The organism is Rhodanobacter sp. 7MK24, assembly GCF_014842995.1.
Lineage (GTDB): Bacteria > Pseudomonadota > Gammaproteobacteria > Xanthomonadales > Rhodanobacteraceae > Rhodanobacter_A.
Window position 1 is genome coordinate 118,042 of the sequence record NZ_JACYXL010000007.1, and the last position, 20,543, is coordinate 138,584.

Below are 20,543 nucleotides of genomic sequence, written 5' to 3' on the forward strand. Positions count from 1 at the left end.
TGCTTCAAGGTGCCGAATTTTGCCGCCATCGCGCCGCGCGTTGTAGCGCTGGGGCCGGGGCGTTGCAAAATCGCGATCAGCGATCGCAGGCCGCTGCCGAGCCCGGCAACGGTTATGCGTGGCCGGTGGCGGTGCGGGTGCGCGACGACGCAAGCACGGAAGTGTCCCGTGCACCCATCGAGATATGGCTGTCGCTGGGACCCAGGGATGAGGTGCCTTAGGCAGCGTGCGCCACATCGAGCAGGCAGCGGTTCTTGCCCGCCCGCTTGGCCTCGTAGAGCGCCCGATCGGCACTCTGGATAAGCGCCTCGTCCGACGGCGTATCGGTGCGCCACACCGCGATGCCGATGCTGGCGCTGACCCGGGCCGTCACCTCGCCGGACGGTCCGGGCAAGGTATAGGGCAGGGCGAGCGTGTCGCACAGTTGCTGGCAGCGCTGGAGCAGCAGCGACAGTTCCATCGCGTCTTCAAGGACCAGCGCGAATTCGTCACCGCCCAGCCGCGCCACCGTGTCGCCGGCGCGCACGCACCCGCGCAGGCGCTCTGCGATGGCCTTCAGCAGGGCGTCGCCGACGGGATGACCGTGGGTGTCGTTGACTGCCTTGAAGCCGTCGATGTCCAGCATGGCCAACGCGAAGCCGCGGCCACTCGGAGAGTTCGCGATGGCCTCGAGCAGGCGCTCGTGGAACAGCGCGCGGTTCGGCAGGCCGGTGAGGATGTCGTGGGTGGCCTGGTGGCGCACCTGGGCCTCGACGCGCTGGCGCTCGGCGATCTCTTCCCGCAGTTGGTGGTTGCGCTCGGAAAGTTCGCCCAGCGTCTGCTGCAGCTGCATGCGCGCGTTGTAGAGGTCGAGGAACACGCGCACTTTCGAGCGAAGGATGGTGTCGTTGACCGGTTTGGCGATGTAATCCACCGCACCGGAGCGGTAACCCTTCAGGCGGTTTTGGTCATCGGCATACGCGGCGGTAACGAAGATGATGGGCGTGTCACGCAGCTGCTCGGCGTCGCCGAGCAGGGAGGCGACTTCGAAACCATCCATGTCGGGCATGTTCACGTCGAGCAGGATCAGCGCGAACGAGTGCTCCAGGCACAGGGCCAGCGCCTCGCTGCCGCTCGTCGCCTCGATCAGCTCTGCGCCGCAGTCGCCGAGCAGGCGGCGCATCGCCACGAGGTTGGCGTGGGTGTCGTCGACGATCAGGAGCTTCGGACGCTTGTCGTTCATGGCAGGCATAGCCGGTTGAGCAGGGGGGCGATCGCATCCAAGGGTACGCAATGGTCGGCGCCGGCGCGATCGATGGCAGCTTGTGGCATCACGCGCGCCAAGGCGCTGTCCGGCGACTGCACGATGGCGCAGCCTCCCAGCCGGCGCAACTCCCACATGCCCTCGGCACCGTCGGCGTTCGCTCCGCTGAGTACCACACCGATCAGGGCGTTTCGCCATGCTGCGGCAGCGGAGGCGAAGAGGACGTCAATCGAGGGACGCGAAAGGTTGACGCGTGGATCGGCCGACAGCGTGAAATGGAAATCGCGCTCCACCAGCAAGTGGTAGCCGGCAGGTGCGACCTGCACCACGCCACCGCGTACCGGCTCACGCTCCCCCGCCTCGATCACCGGCAGCTGCGAGACATGTCCCAGCATCTCGCAGAGCAGTTCCACCGTTTCCGAGCCGGTGTGGCAGCAGACCAGCACCGCCTGCGGCAGGCGTGGATCAAGTCCGCCCAGGACTGCCTTCAGCGCTTCGGTGCCGCCGGCGGAGCCGCCCAGCACGATCGCCGCCATGCGTTTCACAGCCGTCGTCCCGACATGGCCGCGCCGCGGCGGTAGATCCGCAGGTTGGCATCGACGGGCGCGAAGTCGGCTTCGGCCGCGGCCGCGCCCGGGCGCTCGCGCAGCCCCAGGCAAAGGAAGCCGTCGCGCACCAACGAGTCGCGGAACAGCGCAAGGCAGCGCTGCTGCAGCGGGTTCGTGAAATAGATCAGCACATTGCGGCACAACACCAGCTGCGCCTCGCAGAACATCTCGTCGGCCGTCAGGTTGTGCTGGGCGAACGTGACGTTGCGACGCAGCCGCCGGTCGAGCTTGAGCAGGCCGTAGCGCGCGCTGCAGTAGTTGGAAAACGAATGGAGGCCGCCGGCCGCCACATAGTTGCGCGACCACTGCTGCGCGGAGCGCAGCGGATAGATGCCTTCGTGCGCACGCTCCAGTGCGCGCGTGCTGAGGTCGGTGGCGAAAATCTGGCTGCGTTCGTACAGCCCGGCTTCCTCCAGCAGGATCGCCAGCGAATACACCTCCTCGCCGTGTGCGCAGCCCGCCTGCCAGATATTGATCTGCGGGTGCGAGGCGAGCATCGGCAGCACCTGCTCGCGCAGCGCATGGAATACGGAAGGATCCCGGAACATGTCCGAGGCCGGTACCGACAATCCTTCCAGCAGCTGCGGCAGCAGCTCCGGTTCGTGCAGCATGCGATGGATGAGCGCGCTGATCGAACCGCCGCCGTGCCGTTCGGCCAGCAAGCGCGCGCGGCGCAGCAGAGAAGCCGGCGCGTACTGGCTGAAGTCATAGCCGTGGCGTCGGCGCATCGCCTCCACGAACAGATCCAGTTCGATGCCTTCCAGCTCGATTTCGTCCAGCACGTGACTCATTGCTCAGCGGCGCAGCCAGACGCGGATCATCGAGTTGAGCCTGTCGAGGTCGACCGGCTTGGAGAGATAGTCGTTCGCGCCAGCCGCAAGGCAGTGCTCGCGGTCGCCGCGCATGGCCTTGGCGGTAAGCGCGATGATCGGCAGTTGCGCGAAGCGCGGCTGGGCACGGATCTGTCGGATCGCCTCGTAGCCGTCCATGCCCGGCATCATGATGTCCATCAGCACGAGTTCCAGCGCGTCTTCCTCGTCCAGCATGCGCAGTGCCCTGGGGCCGTCCTGCGCCATGCTGACCTTGAGGCCCCAGCCGCGCATCACCTTCGACAGCGCGAACAGGTTGCGCATGTCGTCGTCCACCAGCAGCAACTGGTGACCCCGCAGCCCGTCGGTGGCGTCGATTGCGCCAGCAGATGGCTCCTGTCGTATGCGGTGCAGGAACAGGCTGACCTCGTCCAGCAGCCGGTCCGGCGAACGCGCCCCCTTGATCACGATGCTGTCGGTGTACTGGCGGATGCGCAGGCTTTCCTCGCGGCTGAGATCGCGGCCGGAATAGATCACCACCGGCGGCACGCTGCCGCTGGCGGCGAGGCGTTCCAGCAGCTCCATGCCGGAGAGGCCAGGCAGGCCGAGATCCAGCACGATGCAGTCGTAGGTATTGTGCGCGAGCTGCTCCAGCGCCTGTTCGGCGGAGTCCGCCTCGTCGATCTCGACGCGATCCTGCTGCAACAGACTGTGCAAGGCGCGGCGCTCGGTGGCATTGTCCTCGACCACCAGCAGGCGGCGTGCGCGGTCGCGCGCCACATGCAGCAGGCGATCCACCGCGCCGTTGATCTGCTCGCGGCTGACCGGCTTGGTGAGGAAACCCGCCGCACCCAGTTCGCGGCTGTGCTCGGCGTCGTCGGCAGCCGACAGGAAATGCACCGGAATGGAGCGCGTGGCCGGATCGGCCTGCAGCCGCTCGGCCACGGTCCAGCCGTCGATGCCCGGCAACATCACGTCGAGCAGGATGCCCAGGGGGCGGTAACGACGGGCCAGCTCCAGCCCGCTCTCGCCATCGGTGGCGAGCAGCATGGGGTAGCCCTTCTGGCGCACCATGTCGGCGAGGATCCGCGCGAACGGAAGATCGTCCTCAACGATCAGGATCGAGGTCTCGCCGGGAGCGAGGCGTTCGCGGTCGTCGGGCAGGTTGCCCGGCAGCAGCGACGGATTCGGCAGCGGCCGAATGGGCGGTGCTGTCGATGGTTCCACGGCCGCCGTCGACGTGGCGGACGCGCTGTGTTCGGGCAGCAGCAGGGTGAATTCACTGCCTTTGCCGCTCTCGCTGCGCAACACGATGTCGCCGCCGAACAAGGCAGCCATGCGCCGCGAGATGCTCAGGCCCAGCCCGGTGCCGCCATATTGCCGGCTGGTGCTGGAATCGACCTGTTCGAACGCGGCGAACACCTTTTCCAGCTTTTCCGCGGGAATGCCGATCCCGGTATCGGTCACGCTTATCGCCAGCAACGGCGTTCCGGTGAGCAACGCGGGCAGCGGCAGATCGGCGGTCGGCCTGTCGATGCGCACCTGCACCGATCCGGAAGCGGTGAACTTGAAGGCGTTGGCCAGCAGGTTGTTGATGATCTGCTCAAGCTTGCCCGGATCGGTATGGATGCTTGCGGGCAGTCCCTCGGCCAGCTGCACGCCGAAGTCCAGCCGTTTGTCGCGGGCCACGTGGTCGAAGTTGCGGCGCAGGCTACGGGCGAGGTCTTCCAGCGCGTAGTCGCACAGCGCCAGTTCCATCTTGCCAGCCTCGATCTTGGACAGGTCGAGGATGTCGTTGATCAGGCGCAGCAGGCTGCTTCCCGCGTCGTGGATGATCTGCGCCGACTCGACCTCCTCGCTGTCCAGTCTGCCGCCCGGGTTCTCGGCCAGGCTGCGCGAAAGGATCAGCAGGCTGTTCAGCGGCGTGCGCAATTCATGCGACATGTTGGCGAGGAACTCGCTCTTGTACTGGCTGGCGCGCGCCAGCTCGTGAGCCGTCTCGGCGGTCTCCGCCTGCAGCGCCTCGAGTGTCCGCTTCTGTTCGTGCAAGGTGTCGCTCTGCAGGCGCAGCTCCTCGTTCGAGGCCTGCAACTCCTCCGCCTGCACTCGCAATTCCTCCTCGGAGACCAGCAGGCGCTGCGACTGCTCCTCAAGTTCCAGGGTCTTCGCATGCAAGGTGTCGTGCGATTCGCGCAGGGCCTGCTGCTGCTGGCGCATGGTGATGCTGCTGAGTCGCAGCTGGTCGGCCTGCTCCTGGGTCTGTTCGAGCAGATACTGGGTGCGGACGGCTCGGCTGAGGTTGTCCAGCGAGAGGGCAACCATCGGCAGCAGCTGTTCCAGCAATTGTCGATGCAATGCGGTCGGGGCTTCGAAACCGGCGAATTCCAGCACACCGATCAGGCGGTCGCGCAGCAGCACAGGCAGGATCACTAGGTGGCGCGGCAGTGCGCTGCCGGTGCCGGAATCGATGCGCAGGTAGTCGTCCGGCAACTGGTCCAGTTCGATGGAGCGATGGCTCTGCGCGCACTGGCCGACCAGACCTTCGCCCGGCAGATAGTGCACGGCGGGATTGGCGCCAAGCCGGAGCCCGTAGCTGCCGATCAGGTCGAGCCGCCTGCTGGTTTCATCGTGCAGATAGAGCAGGCCAAGGCCGGCCTTGAGCAGGGGCATCAGCTCGCCGGTCAGCCGCTCGGCGTACTCGCGGTGACTGGTCGCTTCCTGCAGTTGCCGCGAGATCGCCGCGACCTGGCTCTTCAGCAGGGCGTTGTCGCTTGTCGCGATCGCCATTTCCTTGAACACCTGCAGCGCGCGGGCGATCTCGCCGATCTCGTCGCCGCGCTCCAGCTGGCGGATCTCGACGCTGTGGTCATGCGTGGCGAGCCGGCTCATCTGGTCCGTGATGCGCCGCAGCGGCCGGGTGATCAGGCGGAAGCACAGCGAAACCACCATTCCGCCCAGCAGCAACATGATCAGCGTGAATACGCCGTCGATCACGCGGGTGCGCGTCATCAGGCTGTCCAGGCGCGCGGTGCGGCTGGACAGCAGGTCCTGCTCGCTGGCGCTCATTTGATCAAGCAGGGTAAGGACGTCGGTGGCCTGCACGGTACGGTGCTCGATGTAGTCGGCCTGGATGTGCTGCCTTTGCGCGGGCTGTTGCGCCGGATCCAGCGTCCCGAGGTTCTTCAACGGCGTGAATACCCCGACATTCACCTCCTGGATCCATTGCGCCACCAGGTTGTCGAGCCGATCGATGCGCACCTGCTGCAGCGGGTTGTCAGCAGTCAGCGCGCGCAGGTGGTGCGCAAGCCCCGCATATTCCTGCATGTTGGAGAGGTAGGCGTTGCGCTCGTCGGTGCGTTGGTCGAGCAGGTAGCCGCGGATGCTGACCTGGGCGGTCTTGGTCGCATGGCGGATATCGTCGATTTGCTGCAGCACCGAGTAGGTATGCACGTACCAGTGTCGTGCCACATCCTGTTGGCGCAGCGAATCCAGCGTGAGCAGGTTGGCGACCAGCGGCACGCCAAGCAACAGCACGATGGCCAGCTGGATCTTGCGCTGGATCGGCTGGTTTGCCAGCCAGGAATACTTTTTTCGGGGCTTCGCAGGTGTCGTCGCTGGCATGGTCGTGTCGCCGAACGTGTCGAGGAACTGACCGTCGCACGTCCCTGCCGTGCGCGGGCCTACTGCTGCGCACAGGGTAACCGCTACGGGCGCCCAGCCATAGACGGGCGCCCGTTTGGGCTTAGCGTCGACGCCAGAAGGGGGGCACCAGCGAGTGCCGTCGCAAGGCGACGGCCAGCAGCGCTGCCGAGCACAGCAGGCACAGCGTCAGCGCCACCACGGAAGCCTCGGCGCCGAACACGCCGCCGCTGAGCCAGTCCGGCCCCGTGCGCGTGGACACCAGCCAGCCATCAGCCTTCAGGCCGGAGACCGGGATGCCGTAGACGGTGCCCTGGCAGAAGTTCCAGGCTGCGTGCAGGCCCATGCAGAGCAGCAGCGAGCGGGTGGCGTGGTAGAGCAGGCCGAACAGCAGGCCGGCCTCGATCGCGATGGCCGTCGAGCTCCACACGGTGGCGCCGGGGTTGGCGGCATGGGCGAAGCCGAAGAACAGCGCGGAGATCAGCAGCGCAGCCCAGGTGCCCAGGCCTTCCTCCACGACGCGGAACAGCACGCCGCGGAACAGGATCTCCTCGGTGATGCCTGCGCCGATGCCGGCGACCAGCAGAGGCGGCAGCCAGTCGGCGTGGGGGTTGAAGCCGACGACGTGATAGCTGCCCAGCAGCCAGAGCACGCCCACCACGGTGCTGAACAGCAGGCCGCCCGCGAGCAGGCCGCGGAATACATCGGGCCAGCGCCGCAGTGCCAGCTCCGCCGGCTTGCGGCGTTCGACCACGAGGGTCAGGAACAGGTAGGTGACGATCGCCGGAAGCATGGCAACCGCGAGATAAGTCAGTGCCGAGGTCATCGGCGTCTTGGCTATGCCCTGCATGAGCAGGTGGACGAGCGCTGCAGCCGACCGGTTCAGCACGAGGAAGATCGCCATGAAGATCACGATGCGCGCCAGCGGCGAGCACACCAGCCAGCGCTTCCAGGCTGGCGGTGTGGCCGGCGTGACGTAGGCGAGCGTTGGCGTGGCATTCATGCGTGCGATCCATGGGATGAGGTGCCGCAGAGCCTAACTGGCGTACGGTGTCCCGTCTGCGTGACTTCCGCCACGCGCAGCCGCAGGTGGCTGCTACGAGGTGGTGTACAGGACCTGGGCCGCCTCCCCGTATGCGTGCTGCACTATCCGGCCATGGACGGGCGTCCACTCCGTGTTCCTCGACGCCAGGTCCATCCATCAGCCCCCAGACGTGGCCTTCTTCCGTGGCCGGCGCATAAACAGCTGCCAGCGCGAACCACGGGAAGGGCGGGACTTACATTTCCACTGACGTCGCATGCTCGCGCGTGGCCGAGAAGCGCACCGCAGGCGAGCGCTCCTGCGCCAGCTGCAGGTTCACCCGCGAAGGCGCGAGATAGACCAGTTCGCCTGCAGCATCGATGGCCAGGTTCATGGCGTTCTTCTCACGGAACTCTTCCAGCTTCTTCGCGTCGTCGCAGTGCACCCAGCGCGCGGTGGACACGGTCACCGGTTCGAACGCGGCATCCACGCCGTACTCGTCCTTGAGGCGGTAGGCCACCACGTCGAACTGCAGCACGCCCACCGCACCGAGGATCAGGTCGTTCGACATCAGCGGACGGAAGAACTGCGTGGCACCTTCCTCGGACAGCTGCGCCAGGCCTTTCTGCAGCGCCTTCATCTTCAGCGGATCGCGCAGGCGCGCGCGGCGGAACAGCTCCGGCGCAAAGTTGGGGATGCCGGTGAACGAGACCGGCTCGCCCTCGGTGAAGGTGTCGCCGATGGAGATGGTGCCGTGGTTGTGCAGGCCGATCACGTCGCCGGGATACGCGGTTTCCACGATCTCGCGGTCGCTGGCCATGAAGGTGAGCGCGTTGGCGATGCGCACCTCCTTGTTCGTGCGCGTCTGGATCATCTTCATCCCGGCGCTGTAGGTGCCCGAGCAGACGCGCATGAAGGCCACGCGGTCGCGGTGCGCCGGATCCATGTTGGCCTGGATCTTGAACACGAAGCCGGTGAGCTTTTCCTCCTCCGGCTGCACCTCGCGCGAGGTGGTGGCGCGCACGCGCGGCGCGGGCGCGTGCTCGACGAAGAAGTCCAGCAGCAGCTGCACGCCGAAGTTGTTCACCGCCGAACCGAAGAACACCGGCGTGAGCTTGCCGGCGAGGTAGTCGTCCAGGTCGAACGAGGGCGCGGCGCCCTGCACCAGCTCCAGTTCTTCGCGCAGTTCGGCCAGGGCCTCGCTGCCGAGGGCTGCTTCGAGGCCCGGTGCGTCGAGGCCCTTGAAGATGGTGGAGTCCTGCCGCGTGAAGTTCTTGCCCTGCTCGAACAGGTGCACCTCGTCGAGCAGCAGGTGGTACACGCCCTTCAGGCGCTTGCCCATGCCGATGGGCCAGGTCAGCGGAGCGCAGGCGATGCCAAGCACGGATTCCACTTCGTCCAGCAGCTCGATCGGCGACTTGCCCTCGCGGTCGAGCTTGTTGATGAAGGTCATGATGGGCGTATCGCGCAGGCGACACACTTCCATCAGCTTGATCGTGCGCTCTTCTACGCCTTTGGCGCAGTCGATCACCATCAGCGCCGAATCCACCGCGGTGAGCACGCGGTAGGTGTCCTCGGAGAAGTCGGCATGGCCGGGCGTGTCGAGCAGGTTGACGATCTTGCCCTCGTACGGGAACTGCATCACCGACGAGGTCACCGAGATGCCGCGCTCCTTTTCCAGCGCCATCCAGTCCGAGGTGGCGTGGCGCGCGGCCTTGCGGCCCTTCACGCTGCCGGCCATCTGGATCGCGCCGCCGAACAGCAGCAGCTTTTCCGTCAGCGTGGTCTTGCCCGCGTCGGGATGGCTGACGATGGCGAAGGTGCGGCGGCGGCGGGTTTCGTCGAGATGGGTGGACATGAGGGGCGTCGGTCGATGTGCTAACCGCCTATTCTAGCTTGCACGGGCCCGCTTGGCCCCAGGCCGAGTTGCGCCGACCCGGCCCTCCCGGGGATGATCCGTGCCCTCCCTCGAAGCTGCGGAGCAGCGTGCCATGAACGCATCCAGGCAATAAGCCAACGGCAAGGCGCCTGCGCGCCTCGCTTTCCATGACTTTTTGCTGGAGACGCAACCATGGGTCGTCTGAAGGGCAAGGTCGCGCTGGTGACTGGCGCGGCAAAGGGGATTGGCGCTGCCATCGCAGCGGCCTTCGTTAATGAAGGTGCGTCGGTCTATGTGACCGACATCGATGCCGCGTGCGGTGAAGCGACGGCGTCGCGGCTTGGCGAGGCGGCGGTGTTCCTGCCGCTGGACGTGCGCGATGAAGCGCAGTGGCGCAAGGCGGTCGGTCGGGTGCTGGCGCTATCGGGGCGCCTCGACGTGCTGGTGAACAATGCCGGCATCACGGGATTCGAGGCCGGCTTCGTATCGCACGATCCGGAGCACGCCAGCCTTGCCGAGTGGCGGCGCGTGCACGAAACCAACCTGGACGGTGTGTTCCTCGGTTGTCGCGAGGCGATCCGCGCGATGCGCGCGACCGGGACGGGGTCGATCATCAACCTCTCGTCGCGCTCCGGCGTGGTCGGTATCCCGGCGGCGGCCGCTTACGCATCGAGCAAGGCGGCGGTGCGCAGCCACACCAAGAGCGTGGCGCTCTATTGTGCGGAGCAGGGTTTGCGCGTGCGTTGCAATGCCATCCATCCGGCCGCGGTGCTCACGCCGATGTGGGAGCCGATGCTCGGTAGCGGCGAGGAACGCGAGGCGAACATGGCGGCTTTCGTCAGGGATACGCCGCTGCGGCGTTTCGGCAGGCCGGAAGAGGTGGCGGTCGTCGCCGTCCTGCTCGCTTCGGACGAGGCGACCTACATGACGGGTAGCGAACTCCACATCGATGGCGGCATCCTTGCCGGTTCGGCGGCTGCGCCAAAGAGTAGGGCCGGCGGCGAGGCATAGCTGCCGTCCCGAAACGAAGAGCCCGGGTCATGGCCCGGGCTCTTCGTGGAAGCATGCTGCCCTGCCGTCAGCGCATGATGCCGGTATGCCCCAGCGAATAACGGCCCGGCTGCGGCCACACCGCCAGACCGTGCGGCTCGGCGCCGACCTTGATCTTGCGCACCGAGCCGGTGGCGGTATCGAAGGCGTAGACCACATCATCGAAGCGGCCGGACAGCCACAGCGTCTTGCCGTCCGCGCTGACGTTGCCCATGTCCGGGCTGCCGCCGCCGGGGATCGGCCAGTTGGCGACGACCTTGCGCGTGGCGAAATCGATCACCGACACGCTGCCCTTGCCGCCGCGCGGGCCGTGCACCTTGTTGGAGCCGCGGTTGGCGACGTAGAGCTTGGTGCCGTCGCGGCTCGGATATTCACCATGCGTGCCGATGCCGGTCTTGATGAAGCCGATCTTGGTGAAGCTGTCCCCGTCGATCAGGAACACGCCGTCGGCCATCATGTCGGCGACATAGAACACCTTGCCGTCGGGCGAGACGCGGATGTCCTGCGGCATGCCGTGCTTGTCGAGGTCGAGGTAGCCGAGCACCTTGTGGTTGACCATGTCGATCTTGACCAGCTTGCCGCCGAACTCGCAGGTGAAGATCGCGTAGCGGCCGTCAATCGAATAGTCCGCGTGGTTGATGCCCTTGCATTCCGGCGCCTCGATGCTGAACTTCAGCGCCATCGTGTGCGCATCGCGGAAATCCAGGCGCGCATGCGCCTCGGCCACCACGATGGCGAGCTTGCCGTCGGGCGAGAAGTACATGTTGTACGGGTCGTCCACCGGAATCGCCGCGCCCGGCTTGCCGGTCTTCGGGTCGATCGGGGTGAGGCTGCCGTTGTTGCGGCCTTCGGAATTGTTGGTGACCCACAGTGTCTTGAGATCCCACGAAGGCACCACGTGCTGCGGGCTGCGGCCGACGGGGAAGGTATCGATCACCTTGTAGGTGGCAGGGTCGATCACGCTGACGCTGTTGCCGCGCAGGTTCGGCACATAGATGCGCGGCAACGCGCCAACCACTGCCGGGCTGAACATGTTGTAACCCGCCTGGCTGTACATGTCGGCGGCATTCACCACGCGCGGCATGCCCGGCACGGTGGTGACCGACTGGGCCACGGCGACGGCGGAAGCGCAGAGGCCAACAAGGGCGCCAGCGATCAGGGCGAGGCGGGGAAGACGAAGGGTGTGTCGGGTCATGATCGGTTCGCTGCGGGAATGGGGAAAAGCGGGTCGGGTATTATCGCTCAGACGTGTCCTTGCGGATCGCCTCGACAGTGCGCGTCACGATGGCGTCGACGCCGAGCTGGCCCAACGCGGCGCTGGAACGATGCGGATCGCCGCCATACACGCCATCGGTGGCGCCGAGCTTCGGCGCACCGCGCAGGCTATCCAGTCGCACCATCTGCGGGGCCACCGCCAGTTGCAGCGAGGTGTCGGCCAGCCCTGCGTGGGTGCCGATCTCGTCGTCGCGGACGCCGTGCTGGCGCAGGATTTGCGCATATCCGGTGGAGCTTGCCTCGTAGTACTCCGGCGGCACGAAGGCGCGCGCTTGCGTACCGGCCCATTGTTTGTTGAGTTGCTCCACTACGCGTTGCAGATCCTTCTGGTAACCGCCGTGGTCACCGAGAAAGACGATGTTGCGGAAGCCGTGCACGGCAAAACTGTTCGCGGCCGATGCGAGCAGTTGCTCGAACGTGGCGTCGGGGATGGTGATGGTGCCGGGAAAGCGCATGTGCGAGCTTGGCGGCGCATAGCTGCCCTCGGGCACGTAGTCGACGGTCGGCGCCACCAGCGCATTGCCGAGCTTTTGCGCGATCCGCTCGGCCAGCACGGTGGCGCGCCGGTTGTGCTTGCCCACCGCGATGTAGGGACCGCTCTGCTCCGTGCCGCCGATGGGAATGATGAGGGTGGTCCTCCCGGCATGGACCTGGTCGCGGATTTCGGTCCAGGTGAGATCCTGCAGTTGCACGGTGGCAGGGGTCTGGGCGAACGTGGCTTGCGCGGCGAGCAGTAGCACGGCGAGCGCGAAGGCGCGTTTCGGGAAGCGTGGCGACATGTTGGTCCTTGCGTGGGATGTGGGGTCAGGCGGCCTTGAACGTCACCACCAGCACGTCGCGATGCGCGGCTTGTGCGGGATCCTTTGGCACCACCGGAGTGACGCCGTGGAACACGCGGTGGTCATCCAGCAGGGCCGCGTCGAAAGCATGGACGAGGGTGAACTGGCCCAGTTCGCGGCCATCCGGTGCGTGGATGGTGGTGGTGCCACGCTCGATGTTCTCGCGGTCGATCAGCAGCACCAGGACATAGTCCACGCCGTCGCGGTGCACGCCCTCGGGCGTGGGTTCGCCGGCGGCGTCGGCGCGTGCCTCGATGCGGAACTGGTGCGTCTCGATGCGCCAGGTCCGCACATCCGGCGCCAGCGCACCGAAGTTGTCGCGACAGAACGCAAGGATGCGCCGCAGGCTGCTGCTGCCCGCGATGGCCGGTTCCACCGGCTCGAACCAGCGCTCGATGCCTCCCTGCAGGGCGTTGTAGGCGAGGCTCTGGTAATGCGGCTGGTTGGGTTGGCGGACGATTGCGCCGGTGGTGGCATCGGCGGTGAACACGGCATGCCGGCGCCGGCGAAGGCGGCCGCGCGCGGCCAGGTAGCCGTCATCGCCCAGCGTGTTCCAGCTCGCGGCAAACGCGGGCCAGTCGTCCAGCGTGGCTGCGTCCAGCAGGCCGTGCATCGCGTCGGCGGTGAGGAAGGCGAAGCCTTCGTGCTGCAGCGCTGCATGCAAATCGGATGGGTTGGGGAGGTCCATCCGCGCAAACTAACAGTTTGCGCATGAAGCGGCACTGGCTGGTGCGTGGCGGAATGCGGGCAAATCCTTGCGTTTGCCGGTGGACTCCTCTCACCGCGGGGAGGGCGGCGGTAGCCGGGTGAGCGCTCGGGCGGGACGAGGCAATGCGGCAAGTCCGAACCGCCGTTTCGCGTCGCCTTTCTCGGGAGAAGAAGTTCTCTTCGTGCGAACGAAAAGCTTCGGTCACAAATAGACATATGAACGTCCAGACGTTTAGACGTCTATTGACATGAAGGAAAGTCATATTGCAGAATCCGTCGTACTCATCGAGACCGGCTGAGGGACAGGCCCTTTGAAGCCGGGGCAACCTGCGGAATGTTCCGCGACGGTGCCAACTCCTGCGGTGGCGCGAAGGCGCCCCGGCAGATGGGCAGCTTGCGCAGCGGCGTCTTGCCGTATCGCGCGGGGCTCCTCTCCGGCATCCGCAGGCGATGCCGAACGGAGAGACGCATGAGCCAGCCGCAGCCCGAAACCTGTATTCCCTGTACCAGCGACGTGGTCGGCCCGTCCGTGGCGCCGCGCGCGCTCGGCGCGCAGCGCAGCACGCGGCGGCTGACGCTCAGTCCGAAGCACGGCAACGGCCCGCGCGAGGTCGACGTGCGCTACCTGTGGTGCGGCGCGCCGGATGCGCCCACCGTGATCGTGCAGGGCGGTATTTCCGCGAACCGTGACGTCACCGCGCCGACCGGAACCACGGCGGGCTGGTGGCAGTCGCTAGTGGCCGAGGACGCGGCGATCGACCTGGTCCGCTTCCGTGTCCTGGCCATCGACTGGCTCACCCCGGTGGAACTGGGTGCCACCACCATTTCCAGCGAGGACCAGGCCGATGCGCTGGCCGCGCTGCTCGACGCGCTGGGCATCGTCAAGACGCATGCCTTCGTGGGTTCCTCCTATGGCGCGATGGTCGGCCTGGCTTTTGCGGCCCGGCACCCGCAGCGCACCGACCGCCTGGTGCTGCTGGCCGGCGCGCACCGGGCTCATCCGCTTTCCACCGCGCAGCGCAGCGTGCAGCGCGGCATCGTGCGGCTCGGCCAGTCCAGCGGCCAACTGGATGAGGCGTTGGCGCTGGCCCGCCAGCTCGCCATCACCACCTACCGCGGCAGCGCCGAATTCGGCCGGCGCTTCGCCGGCGAGCCGGAATGGCGCGGCGAGCGCTTCCATTTCCCGGTCGAGGACTACCTCGAGCATCAGGGGCGTCGCTTCGTGGAGCGCTTCGATGCCGACCGCTTCCTTGCGCTGTCCGAATCCATCGATCTGCACGACGTGAAGCCCGAGCAGGTGCCGTTGCCGACCACCCTGATCGGCTTCCCGTCGGATCGCCTGGTACCTCTGGCCGACCTCTGCGAACTGCAGCGCCGCCTGCGCGGCCCGGCCACGCTCGAAGTGGTGGAGTCGCCCTATGGCCACGACGCCTTCCTCAAGGAGCCGGAGCAACTCGCGCCGCTGCTGCGCGAAGCCCTGCGCTGAAAACACGCATAACGACATTCTGGATTTCGGGAGCAACCCCATGAGCGACAACGCCACTTCCATCACCCGCGCTGTGCGCGCCGGCATCGAGAGCGACACCCAGCACGGTGCCGTGGTGCCGCCGCTGCATCTCTCGACCAACTACAGCTTCGAGGGCTTCGGCAAGAAGCGCCCCTACGACTACTCGCGCAGCGGCAATCCCACGCGCGACCTGTTGGCGAACGCCCTGGCCGAACTGGAGCAGGGTGCGGGCGCGGTGGTCACCGCCAGCGGCATGGCCGCGGTGGCGCTGGCGCTGGAGCTGGTGCCGGCCGGCGCCACGGTGCTGGCTGCGCACGATTGCTACGGCGGCACCTGGCGCATCCTCGACGCCTGGGCGAAGAAGGGCCGCTTCGCGGTGCAGTTCGCCGACCTCACCGATCCCGCCGCGCTGGCAGCCGGCCTTGCCGCCAAACCCGCGCTGGTATGGGTGGAAACGCCGTCCAATCCCTTGCTGCGCATCACCGACGTCCGTCACGTGGCACAGGCCGCGCACGCCGCCGGCGCGCTGGTGGTGGTGGACAACACCTTCCTCTCGCCCGCGCTGCAGCAGCCGCTGGTGCTGGGCGCCGACGTGGTGGTGCATTCCACCACCAAGTACATCAACGGCCACAGCGACGTGGTGGGCGGCGCCGTGGTGGCGCGCACGCCGGAGCTGGCCGAGCAGCTCAAGTGGTGGGGCAACTGCAATGGCCTTACCGGCGCGCCGTTCGACAGCTACCTCACCCTGCGCGGCCTGCGCACGCTGGGCGTGCGTCTGCGCCAGCACCAGGAGAACGCCGAGCGCATCGCAGCGCACCTGGACGGCCATGCCGCCGTGCGCAAGGTGTACTACCCGGGTCTTGCGTCCAACCCGTACCACGCGCTGGCCGCGCGCCAGCAGCAGGGCTTCGGCGCCATGCTCAGCTTCGAGCTGGACGGTGACGAGGCACAGATCGCCGCCTTCGTCGACGGGCTGGAATACTTCTCGCTGGCCGAGTCGCTGGGTGGCGTGGAAAGCCTGGTCGCGCATCCGGCCACCATGACCCATGCCGCGATGGCGCCGGAAGCGCGCCGCAAGGCCGGCATCGCCGACACGCTGCTGCGCGTGTCGGTGGGCATCGAGGACGGCGACGATCTGCTGCGCGACCTCGATGCCGGGCTGGCGCGCGCGGTGGCCGCGGGCAAATCCAAACGTGCGGTGGGTGCGTGAGCGCGGTGCTGGTCGAGACCATGCCTGCAGCGAAACGCGAGCAGGCATTCCCGATCGCGGTGGTGCTGCTGGGCACCGGCGTGGTCGGCGGTGCCTTCCTCAAGCTGCTCAACACGCCGGCCGCCGCTTCGCTGCGCCTGGTAGGCGCGGCCAATTCGCGCCGCCAGCAGACCGAGCCCGCCAAGCTCGCCGAGCGCAACCTGCGCGAGCAGCTCAAGAGCACTGGCGCGCAGCGCGACGACGCAGTCCTGCTCGCCGCGCTGGCCGCCAGCGATGCGGCGACCAAGGTGATCGTGGACGCCACCGCCAGCACTGCGCTCGCTGCGCGCCACGCGGAATGGTTGGCGCAGGGCTATCACGTGGTCACCGCCAACAAGTCGCTCGGTGGCGGCGAGCTGCCCGGCTGGCGGACATTGCAGGCCGCACTGGCCAACGGCGCGCGCTACGGCGACTCCGCCACCGTGGGAGCGGGCCTGCCGGTACTCTCCACCCTGCGCCGCCTGCGCCAGTGCGGCGATGCCCTGCTCACGCTGGAAGGCGTGTTCTCGGGCTCGCTCAGCTACCTGTTCAACGGCTACGACGGCAGCCGCCCGTTCTCCGCACTGCTGCGCGAGGCGCGCGAGCGTGGTTACACCGAGCCCGATCCGCGCGCCGACCTTTCCGGCGAGGACGTGGCGCGCAAGCTGCTCATCATCGCCCGCAACGCCGGCTTCGCACTGGGCTGGGACGAGGTACAGGTGGAAAGCCTGGTGCCCGAACCGCTGCGCGCCATCGATACCGGGGAATTCCTCGCCCGTCTCGAAGAACTCGACGAACCGCTCGCCACCCTCCATGCCGAAGCCAAGGCGCGTGGCAACGTGCTGCGCTTCCTCGCAAGGCTCAACCAGCGCGGCCATGCGCGCGTAGGCCTGGTCGAGGTGCCGGCCGAACACCCCGCCGCGCGCCTCTACGGCACCGACAATCAGTTTGCGCTCACCACCACCCGCTACCACACGCAGCCGCTGGTGATCCAGGGGCCGGGCGCGGGGCCGGAGGTCACCGCACAGGCATTGCTGGGCGACGTGCTGGCACTGGGCTGAAAACCTTTATGGGAGCGCACCCTGTGCGCGAATGCTTTTGCTCTGATCGGGCATCAAGGCATTTGCGCACAGGGTGCGCTCCTGCCGTTAGGCCTTCGGCACGAACTGCAGGTACGGCTCCGCCTCGCGCAACGCGCGGGCGAAGGACGGCCGCTCCATCAGCCGCTGCCGATAAGCGGCGATATGCGGGAAGTCGTCCACCGGCTCCGCCCACGCGGAGTAGAACAGCGGCGGTGCGGCTGCGCAGTCGGCCATGGTGAACTCGTTGCCTGCTGCCCAGGTGCGCTGACTCATCTCCTGATCGAGCAGCGCATATGCCGTACGCAGCTGCGCACGTGCCTGTTCCACGCCAATCGGATCGTGGCCGCCCTTGGGGCGCATGCGATCGGTAATGATCTTCTGCGTGGGTACGTGCAGGTAAAGGTCGAAGAAGCGGTCGCGCTCGCGCACGGCCAGCGCGGCTTGCGGACCGATCGGCACCAGCGTCGTGCGCCCCGGATAGTGCAGCGCCAGGTATTCGATGATGATGCTGGACTCCGGCACGGTGCGGCCGCGCGTTTCGTCGCGCAGCACCGGGAAGCGCAGGATCGGCCACACCTTGCGGAAATCCTCGCGCGAAGCTTCGTCGTCCAGCCGCACCATGCGTGGCTCGAACGGCGTGTCGTTCTCGTACAAGGCGATCAGCACCTTGTGGCAGAACGAGGACAGCGGGTGCATGTAGAGCAGCAAGCTCATGAAATTTCCTTTGTGGGGCTGGGCCATGGTGGCGGTCTTCCATGGATCGACGAACGGACTGACAGGTTTTCGACAAGCCGTGTGATTGTCGGCGGACCCGGCCGGATGCTAGCGTCGGCGCACCCCACACCCACAAAGGAACGTGCATGAATTCCGTACCGTCGGAAGCCGTTGAAGTGCGTTTGGCCCGGCTCGAGCGTTCGTTGCGACGCGCGCGCTGGGGCATGGTTGGCCTGTTGTTGCTGGTGGTAGCGATGTTCCTCGCCTGGTACGGCGTAGGCGGCATCGTGCAGCGCGAGATACGGGTGCACCGCATCTATGCGGTGGATGACGCAGGCACGGTGCGCGTGCGGATCGGACAAGATCGCCCTGGCATCCAGCGCTTGAGTCCTGTATCGGGTGTCGTTCTCTATGACGAAACGGGCTTGGAGCGCGGAGGCATGGCGACTATGGCCAATGGCCGCGTGGCGCTTGGGTTGGATGCGTCGAGTACACCGAAGGGCACGGCGCGCGATCGCGTCGGCCTGATGGTCGATGGCAAAGGCAACACGGTGTTCATGCTGCTGGACGCTCAGGGCGCGCCCGTGGTGATGGCAAAGGGTGCCGACAAGGGCGGCACCCTGCAGGTTCTAGAGGCCACGCCGGATGGGAAGCAACTGCAGGTGCGCACGTTGGGCGTGCGTGGCGATACGCAGTCGACGGAGAGCGACGACTGACGGGGAGGGAAGCCGGGTTGCCTGCGGCGCAGGACGAGGGCCTGATTGCCGCAAGCGAAAACGACGACGGCCGTTTGCGCGGCCGTCGTCGTTTCACCCATGGAGCAAACCTCAGCCTCGGCCAAGCAACCGATTGAGGTTGGCCACATAAAAAGAGCAGGAGGTAACCCTGGTCCCTCTAGTCTGATAGACGACACCATCCGAGCCACCGTTATTGAGGTGCCACAACGGCATGCTGGTGCCTCCTGCTGCGGCGACGCACGGATCGGAGGCAGGTGCATCCATTTGCATCGGTGAGCCGAGGTCGTTCGGTGCGGTCGGTGAAGGATTCGCAATGCAGCTTCACGGAGATTGCGCTTCCTGCCGATGGCGTTGATCCAGGCTGCATCTCGAACGTATGTCGCCATGACGCCTTGCGGTCGATCTGGTGGGCCCTCATCGAGACGAACATCAAGGATGCCTTGCGCGTCGTCGAACTTCCCGTCGCGGCGCCGCTGACCAAGCGTGGCGAGGCCGGCACGGTGGCGAAAAGCGGGTAAAAAAAGCCGCTGCACCGCGGTCTGGCGATGCAGCGGCAATTGGAGGCGGCCTCGAGGAGGGACTTTTGCGGGGGCTCGCCTTAATTTGTCCAGCGTCAGTCGTAGAGCGCGAGCTCGGTGCCGGGTTCGTGTTCGAGCGCAAAAGTGTCGACATGGCTGCCGGTCGACTCGCCGAGGGTGAAGAAGGCGACCTGGCGCAGCAGCGTGCTGGCTTGTTCGTGCATGGACCGGCTGGTGGCGGATACCTGTTCGACCAAGGCCGCGTTGCGTTGCGTGTTGTCGTCCATCGCGGTGATGGTGCGGCTCACTTCGTCAATGCCGGTGGCCTGCTCCTGGCTGGCGGCGACGATCTCGGCCACGCTGTCGGTGACTTTCTTCACGCTGTCGATGATGCCGGCCAGGGTCTGTCCGGAACGTTCCACCAGCTCGCTGCCGATATTGACCTTGTCGACGCTGTCGGCGATCAGCGCCTTGATCTCCTTGGCGGCACCAGCAGAGCGCTGCGCCAGACTGCGCACTTCGCCGGCCACTACCGCGAAGCCGCGGCCCTGTTCGCCGGCGCGTGCGGCCTCCACTGCCGCGTTCAGCGCGAGCAGGTTGGTCTGGAAGGCGATTTCGTCGATCAGGCCGACGATGTCGGCGATGCGTCGGCTGGAGGCGTCGATGGCCTGCATGGCGGCGTTGGCCTCGGCCACCACGCGGCCACCTTGCTCGGCCTGCGTGCGTGCGCTGCGGGCGAGCTGGTCGACGTGGCTGGCGTTGTCGGCGTTGTGCCGCACCGAGGCATTCATTTCTTCCATCGAGGCGGCGGTTTGCTCCAGTGCGGCAGCCTGATCCTGGCTGCGCTGCGAGAGGTCATCGTTGCCTTCCGTGATCTGCGCGGAGGCTTCGCCGACGGTTTGTGAGGCGCTGCGGATCGAGCCGACGATCTCGCCGAGCTGTTTCATCATGCCCTGCAGCCGGCCCAGTACGGATTCCGAATGCGCCGTGTCGTTTGCCTCGTGGCGCAGGTCGCCGGCGGCGATGCGTCCCACGATCTCGCGCAGGTGCTCGGGTTCGGCGCCGAGATCGCGCGTGATGGCGCGCAGCACCAGCCATGCGCCCAGCACCAGCACGACCACGATGGCGGCCCCGGAGACGGTGTTGGCCACCATCGCGCGGTGCACGCCTTGCGCCGAAGCGTCCAGGTGCTGCTGCACGTCGCCGCGGGCAGCGGCGATCTCATGGTTCAGCAGGGTTTCGAGAGCATGTTGCGCGTCCTGCATGGCGGACACCTTGCTGGCGGTGTCGCCCTTGCCGCCGAGCATCACGGAGGCTGCGTCGGTGGCGCTCTTCACGTAGGCATCGTAAGCGTCGCCCAGGGTCTTGGCGGTGTCCTGATGGCCGTTCAGCGCAAGCATGCGCTTGCTCGTGGCGGCGGCTTCGGTCGCGATCGCCTTGACGTCGTCCAGCTTGCTCTTGTCGCCTTCGGCAACGGCGCTCTGGATGGTCTGCGTCGTGCGCTTGCTCAGCTCGTCAAGCTGGGTGACGCCTTCCAGGTAGGGGTAGTCGTCGGTGCCCAGCGCGGACACCATGGTGGCGGAGCGCGAGGCGATGGTGCTGCTCGCCAGCCAGCCGGCGACGAACAGGGCGAGGGTGACGCCGGGCAGGAGCAGGATGCGGGTCTTGAACTTCATGGACGGGCTC

The 20,543-nt window shown here is 66.8% G+C and carries 17 protein-coding genes and 1 riboswitch; of the genes, 6 read left to right on the forward strand and 11 right to left on the reverse strand.

Annotation, left to right across the window (positions count from 1 at the left end; all coding sequences use genetic code 11):
• Nucleotides 1–217: 217 nt before the first annotated feature.
• The 6 genes from IHE49_RS12610 to IHE49_RS12635 form a co-directional block, all read right to left on the reverse strand.
• Nucleotides 218–1,222, reverse strand: a complete 1,005-nt coding sequence (locus tag IHE49_RS12610; protein ID WP_192158406.1) for a diguanylate cyclase — start codon at nucleotides 1,220–1,222, stop codon at nucleotides 218–220.
• Nucleotides 1,219–1,779, reverse strand: a complete 561-nt coding sequence (locus IHE49_RS12615; RefSeq protein ID WP_225578430.1) for a chemotaxis protein CheB — start codon at nucleotides 1,777–1,779, stop codon at nucleotides 1,219–1,221. The genes IHE49_RS12610 and IHE49_RS12615 overlap by 4 nt, the downstream gene beginning before the upstream one ends.
• A 5-nt stretch (nucleotides 1,780–1,784) precedes the next feature.
• On the reverse strand, nucleotides 1,785–2,642 hold the full coding sequence (locus IHE49_RS12620) for a CheR family methyltransferase (RefSeq protein ID WP_192158409.1): 858 nt from the start codon (nucleotides 2,640–2,642) through the stop codon (nucleotides 1,785–1,787).
• 3 nt (nucleotides 2,643–2,645) lie between these two features.
• Nucleotides 2,646–6,281, reverse strand: coding sequence for a response regulator (locus IHE49_RS12625; RefSeq protein WP_192158411.1), 3,636 nt, complete (start codon nucleotides 6,279–6,281; stop codon nucleotides 2,646–2,648).
• Nucleotides 6,282–6,402: 121 nt separating this feature from the next.
• The gene (locus tag IHE49_RS12630; protein ID WP_192158413.1) at nucleotides 6,403–7,302 is read right to left on the reverse strand and encodes a type II CAAX endopeptidase family protein; all 900 of its coding nucleotides are present in this window, start codon (nucleotides 7,300–7,302) and stop codon (nucleotides 6,403–6,405) included.
• Nucleotides 7,303–7,576: 274 nt separating this feature from the next.
• Nucleotides 7,577–9,178: a peptide chain release factor 3 gene (locus tag IHE49_RS12635; protein ID WP_192158415.1), complete on the reverse strand. Its 1,602-nt coding sequence runs from the start codon at nucleotides 9,176–9,178 to the stop codon at nucleotides 7,577–7,579.
• 213 nt (nucleotides 9,179–9,391) lie between these two features.
• Between IHE49_RS12635 and IHE49_RS12640 the strand changes: the two genes are divergently transcribed.
• The gene (locus IHE49_RS12640; RefSeq protein WP_192158417.1) at nucleotides 9,392–10,210 is read left to right on the forward strand and encodes a glucose 1-dehydrogenase; all 819 of its coding nucleotides are present in this window, start codon (nucleotides 9,392–9,394) and stop codon (nucleotides 10,208–10,210) included.
• Nucleotides 10,211–10,277: 67 nt separating this feature from the next.
• On the opposite strand, the gene IHE49_RS12645 is transcribed toward IHE49_RS12640, so the two are convergent.
• Genes IHE49_RS12645 through IHE49_RS12655 form a run of 3 tightly spaced genes read right to left on the reverse strand, consistent with a single transcriptional unit; the run spans nucleotide 10,278 to nucleotide 13,051 of the window.
• Entirely contained in the window at nucleotides 10,278–11,444 is a 1,167-nt protein-coding gene (locus IHE49_RS12645) for a YncE family protein (protein WP_192158418.1), read from the reverse strand.
• A 40-nt stretch (nucleotides 11,445–11,484) separates the two neighbouring features.
• On the reverse strand, nucleotides 11,485–12,303 hold the full coding sequence (locus tag IHE49_RS12650; protein WP_192158419.1) for a creatininase family protein: 819 nt from the start codon (nucleotides 12,301–12,303) through the stop codon (nucleotides 11,485–11,487).
• Between the two features lie 25 nt (nucleotides 12,304–12,328).
• Entirely contained in the window at nucleotides 12,329–13,051 is a 723-nt protein-coding gene (locus IHE49_RS12655) for a 2OG-Fe dioxygenase family protein (protein WP_192158421.1), read from the reverse strand.
• 299 nt (nucleotides 13,052–13,350) lie between these two features.
• Nucleotides 13,351–13,463, forward strand: a riboswitch (SAM riboswitch).
• 77 nt (nucleotides 13,464–13,540) lie between these two features.
• Between IHE49_RS12655 and IHE49_RS12660 the strand changes: the two genes are divergently transcribed.
• From IHE49_RS12660 to IHE49_RS12670, 3 genes are read left to right on the forward strand one after another with little or no spacing between them, the layout of a single operon-like run.
• Nucleotides 13,541–14,557, forward strand: a complete 1,017-nt coding sequence (locus IHE49_RS12660) for a homoserine O-succinyltransferase (RefSeq protein ID WP_192158423.1) — start codon at nucleotides 13,541–13,543, stop codon at nucleotides 14,555–14,557.
• Between the two features lie 40 nt (nucleotides 14,558–14,597).
• Nucleotides 14,598–15,788, forward strand: a complete 1,191-nt coding sequence (metB, locus tag IHE49_RS12665) for a cystathionine gamma-synthase (RefSeq protein ID WP_192158425.1) — start codon at nucleotides 14,598–14,600, stop codon at nucleotides 15,786–15,788.
• A 20-nt stretch (nucleotides 15,789–15,808) separates the two neighbouring features.
• A complete protein-coding gene (locus IHE49_RS12670; RefSeq protein WP_192158518.1) occupies nucleotides 15,809–16,867 on the forward strand; it encodes a homoserine dehydrogenase in 1,059 nt (352 codons plus the stop codon).
• A gap of 87 nt (nucleotides 16,868–16,954) precedes the next feature.
• On the opposite strand, the gene IHE49_RS12675 is transcribed toward IHE49_RS12670, so the two are convergent.
• On the reverse strand, nucleotides 16,955–17,602 hold the full coding sequence (locus tag IHE49_RS12675; protein WP_192158427.1) for a glutathione S-transferase family protein: 648 nt from the start codon (nucleotides 17,600–17,602) through the stop codon (nucleotides 16,955–16,957).
• 146 nt (nucleotides 17,603–17,748) lie between these two features.
• On the opposite strand from IHE49_RS12675, the gene IHE49_RS12680 reads away from it, so the two are divergent.
• Both IHE49_RS12680 and IHE49_RS12685 read left to right on the forward strand, forming a co-directional pair.
• On the forward strand, nucleotides 17,749–18,318 hold the full coding sequence (locus tag IHE49_RS12680) for a hypothetical protein (protein WP_192158429.1): 570 nt from the start codon (nucleotides 17,749–17,751) through the stop codon (nucleotides 18,316–18,318).
• A 320-nt stretch (nucleotides 18,319–18,638) separates the two neighbouring features.
• A complete protein-coding gene (locus IHE49_RS12685; RefSeq protein WP_192158431.1) occupies nucleotides 18,639–18,857 on the forward strand; it encodes a hypothetical protein in 219 nt (72 codons plus the stop codon).
• Between the two features lie 95 nt (nucleotides 18,858–18,952).
• On the opposite strand, the gene IHE49_RS12690 is transcribed toward IHE49_RS12685, so the two are convergent.
• Complete coding sequence (locus IHE49_RS12690) at nucleotides 18,953–20,533, reverse strand: methyl-accepting chemotaxis protein (RefSeq protein ID WP_192158433.1); 1,581 nt, start codon at nucleotides 20,531–20,533, stop codon at nucleotides 18,953–18,955.
• Between the last annotated feature and the right edge of the window lie 10 nt (nucleotides 20,534–20,543).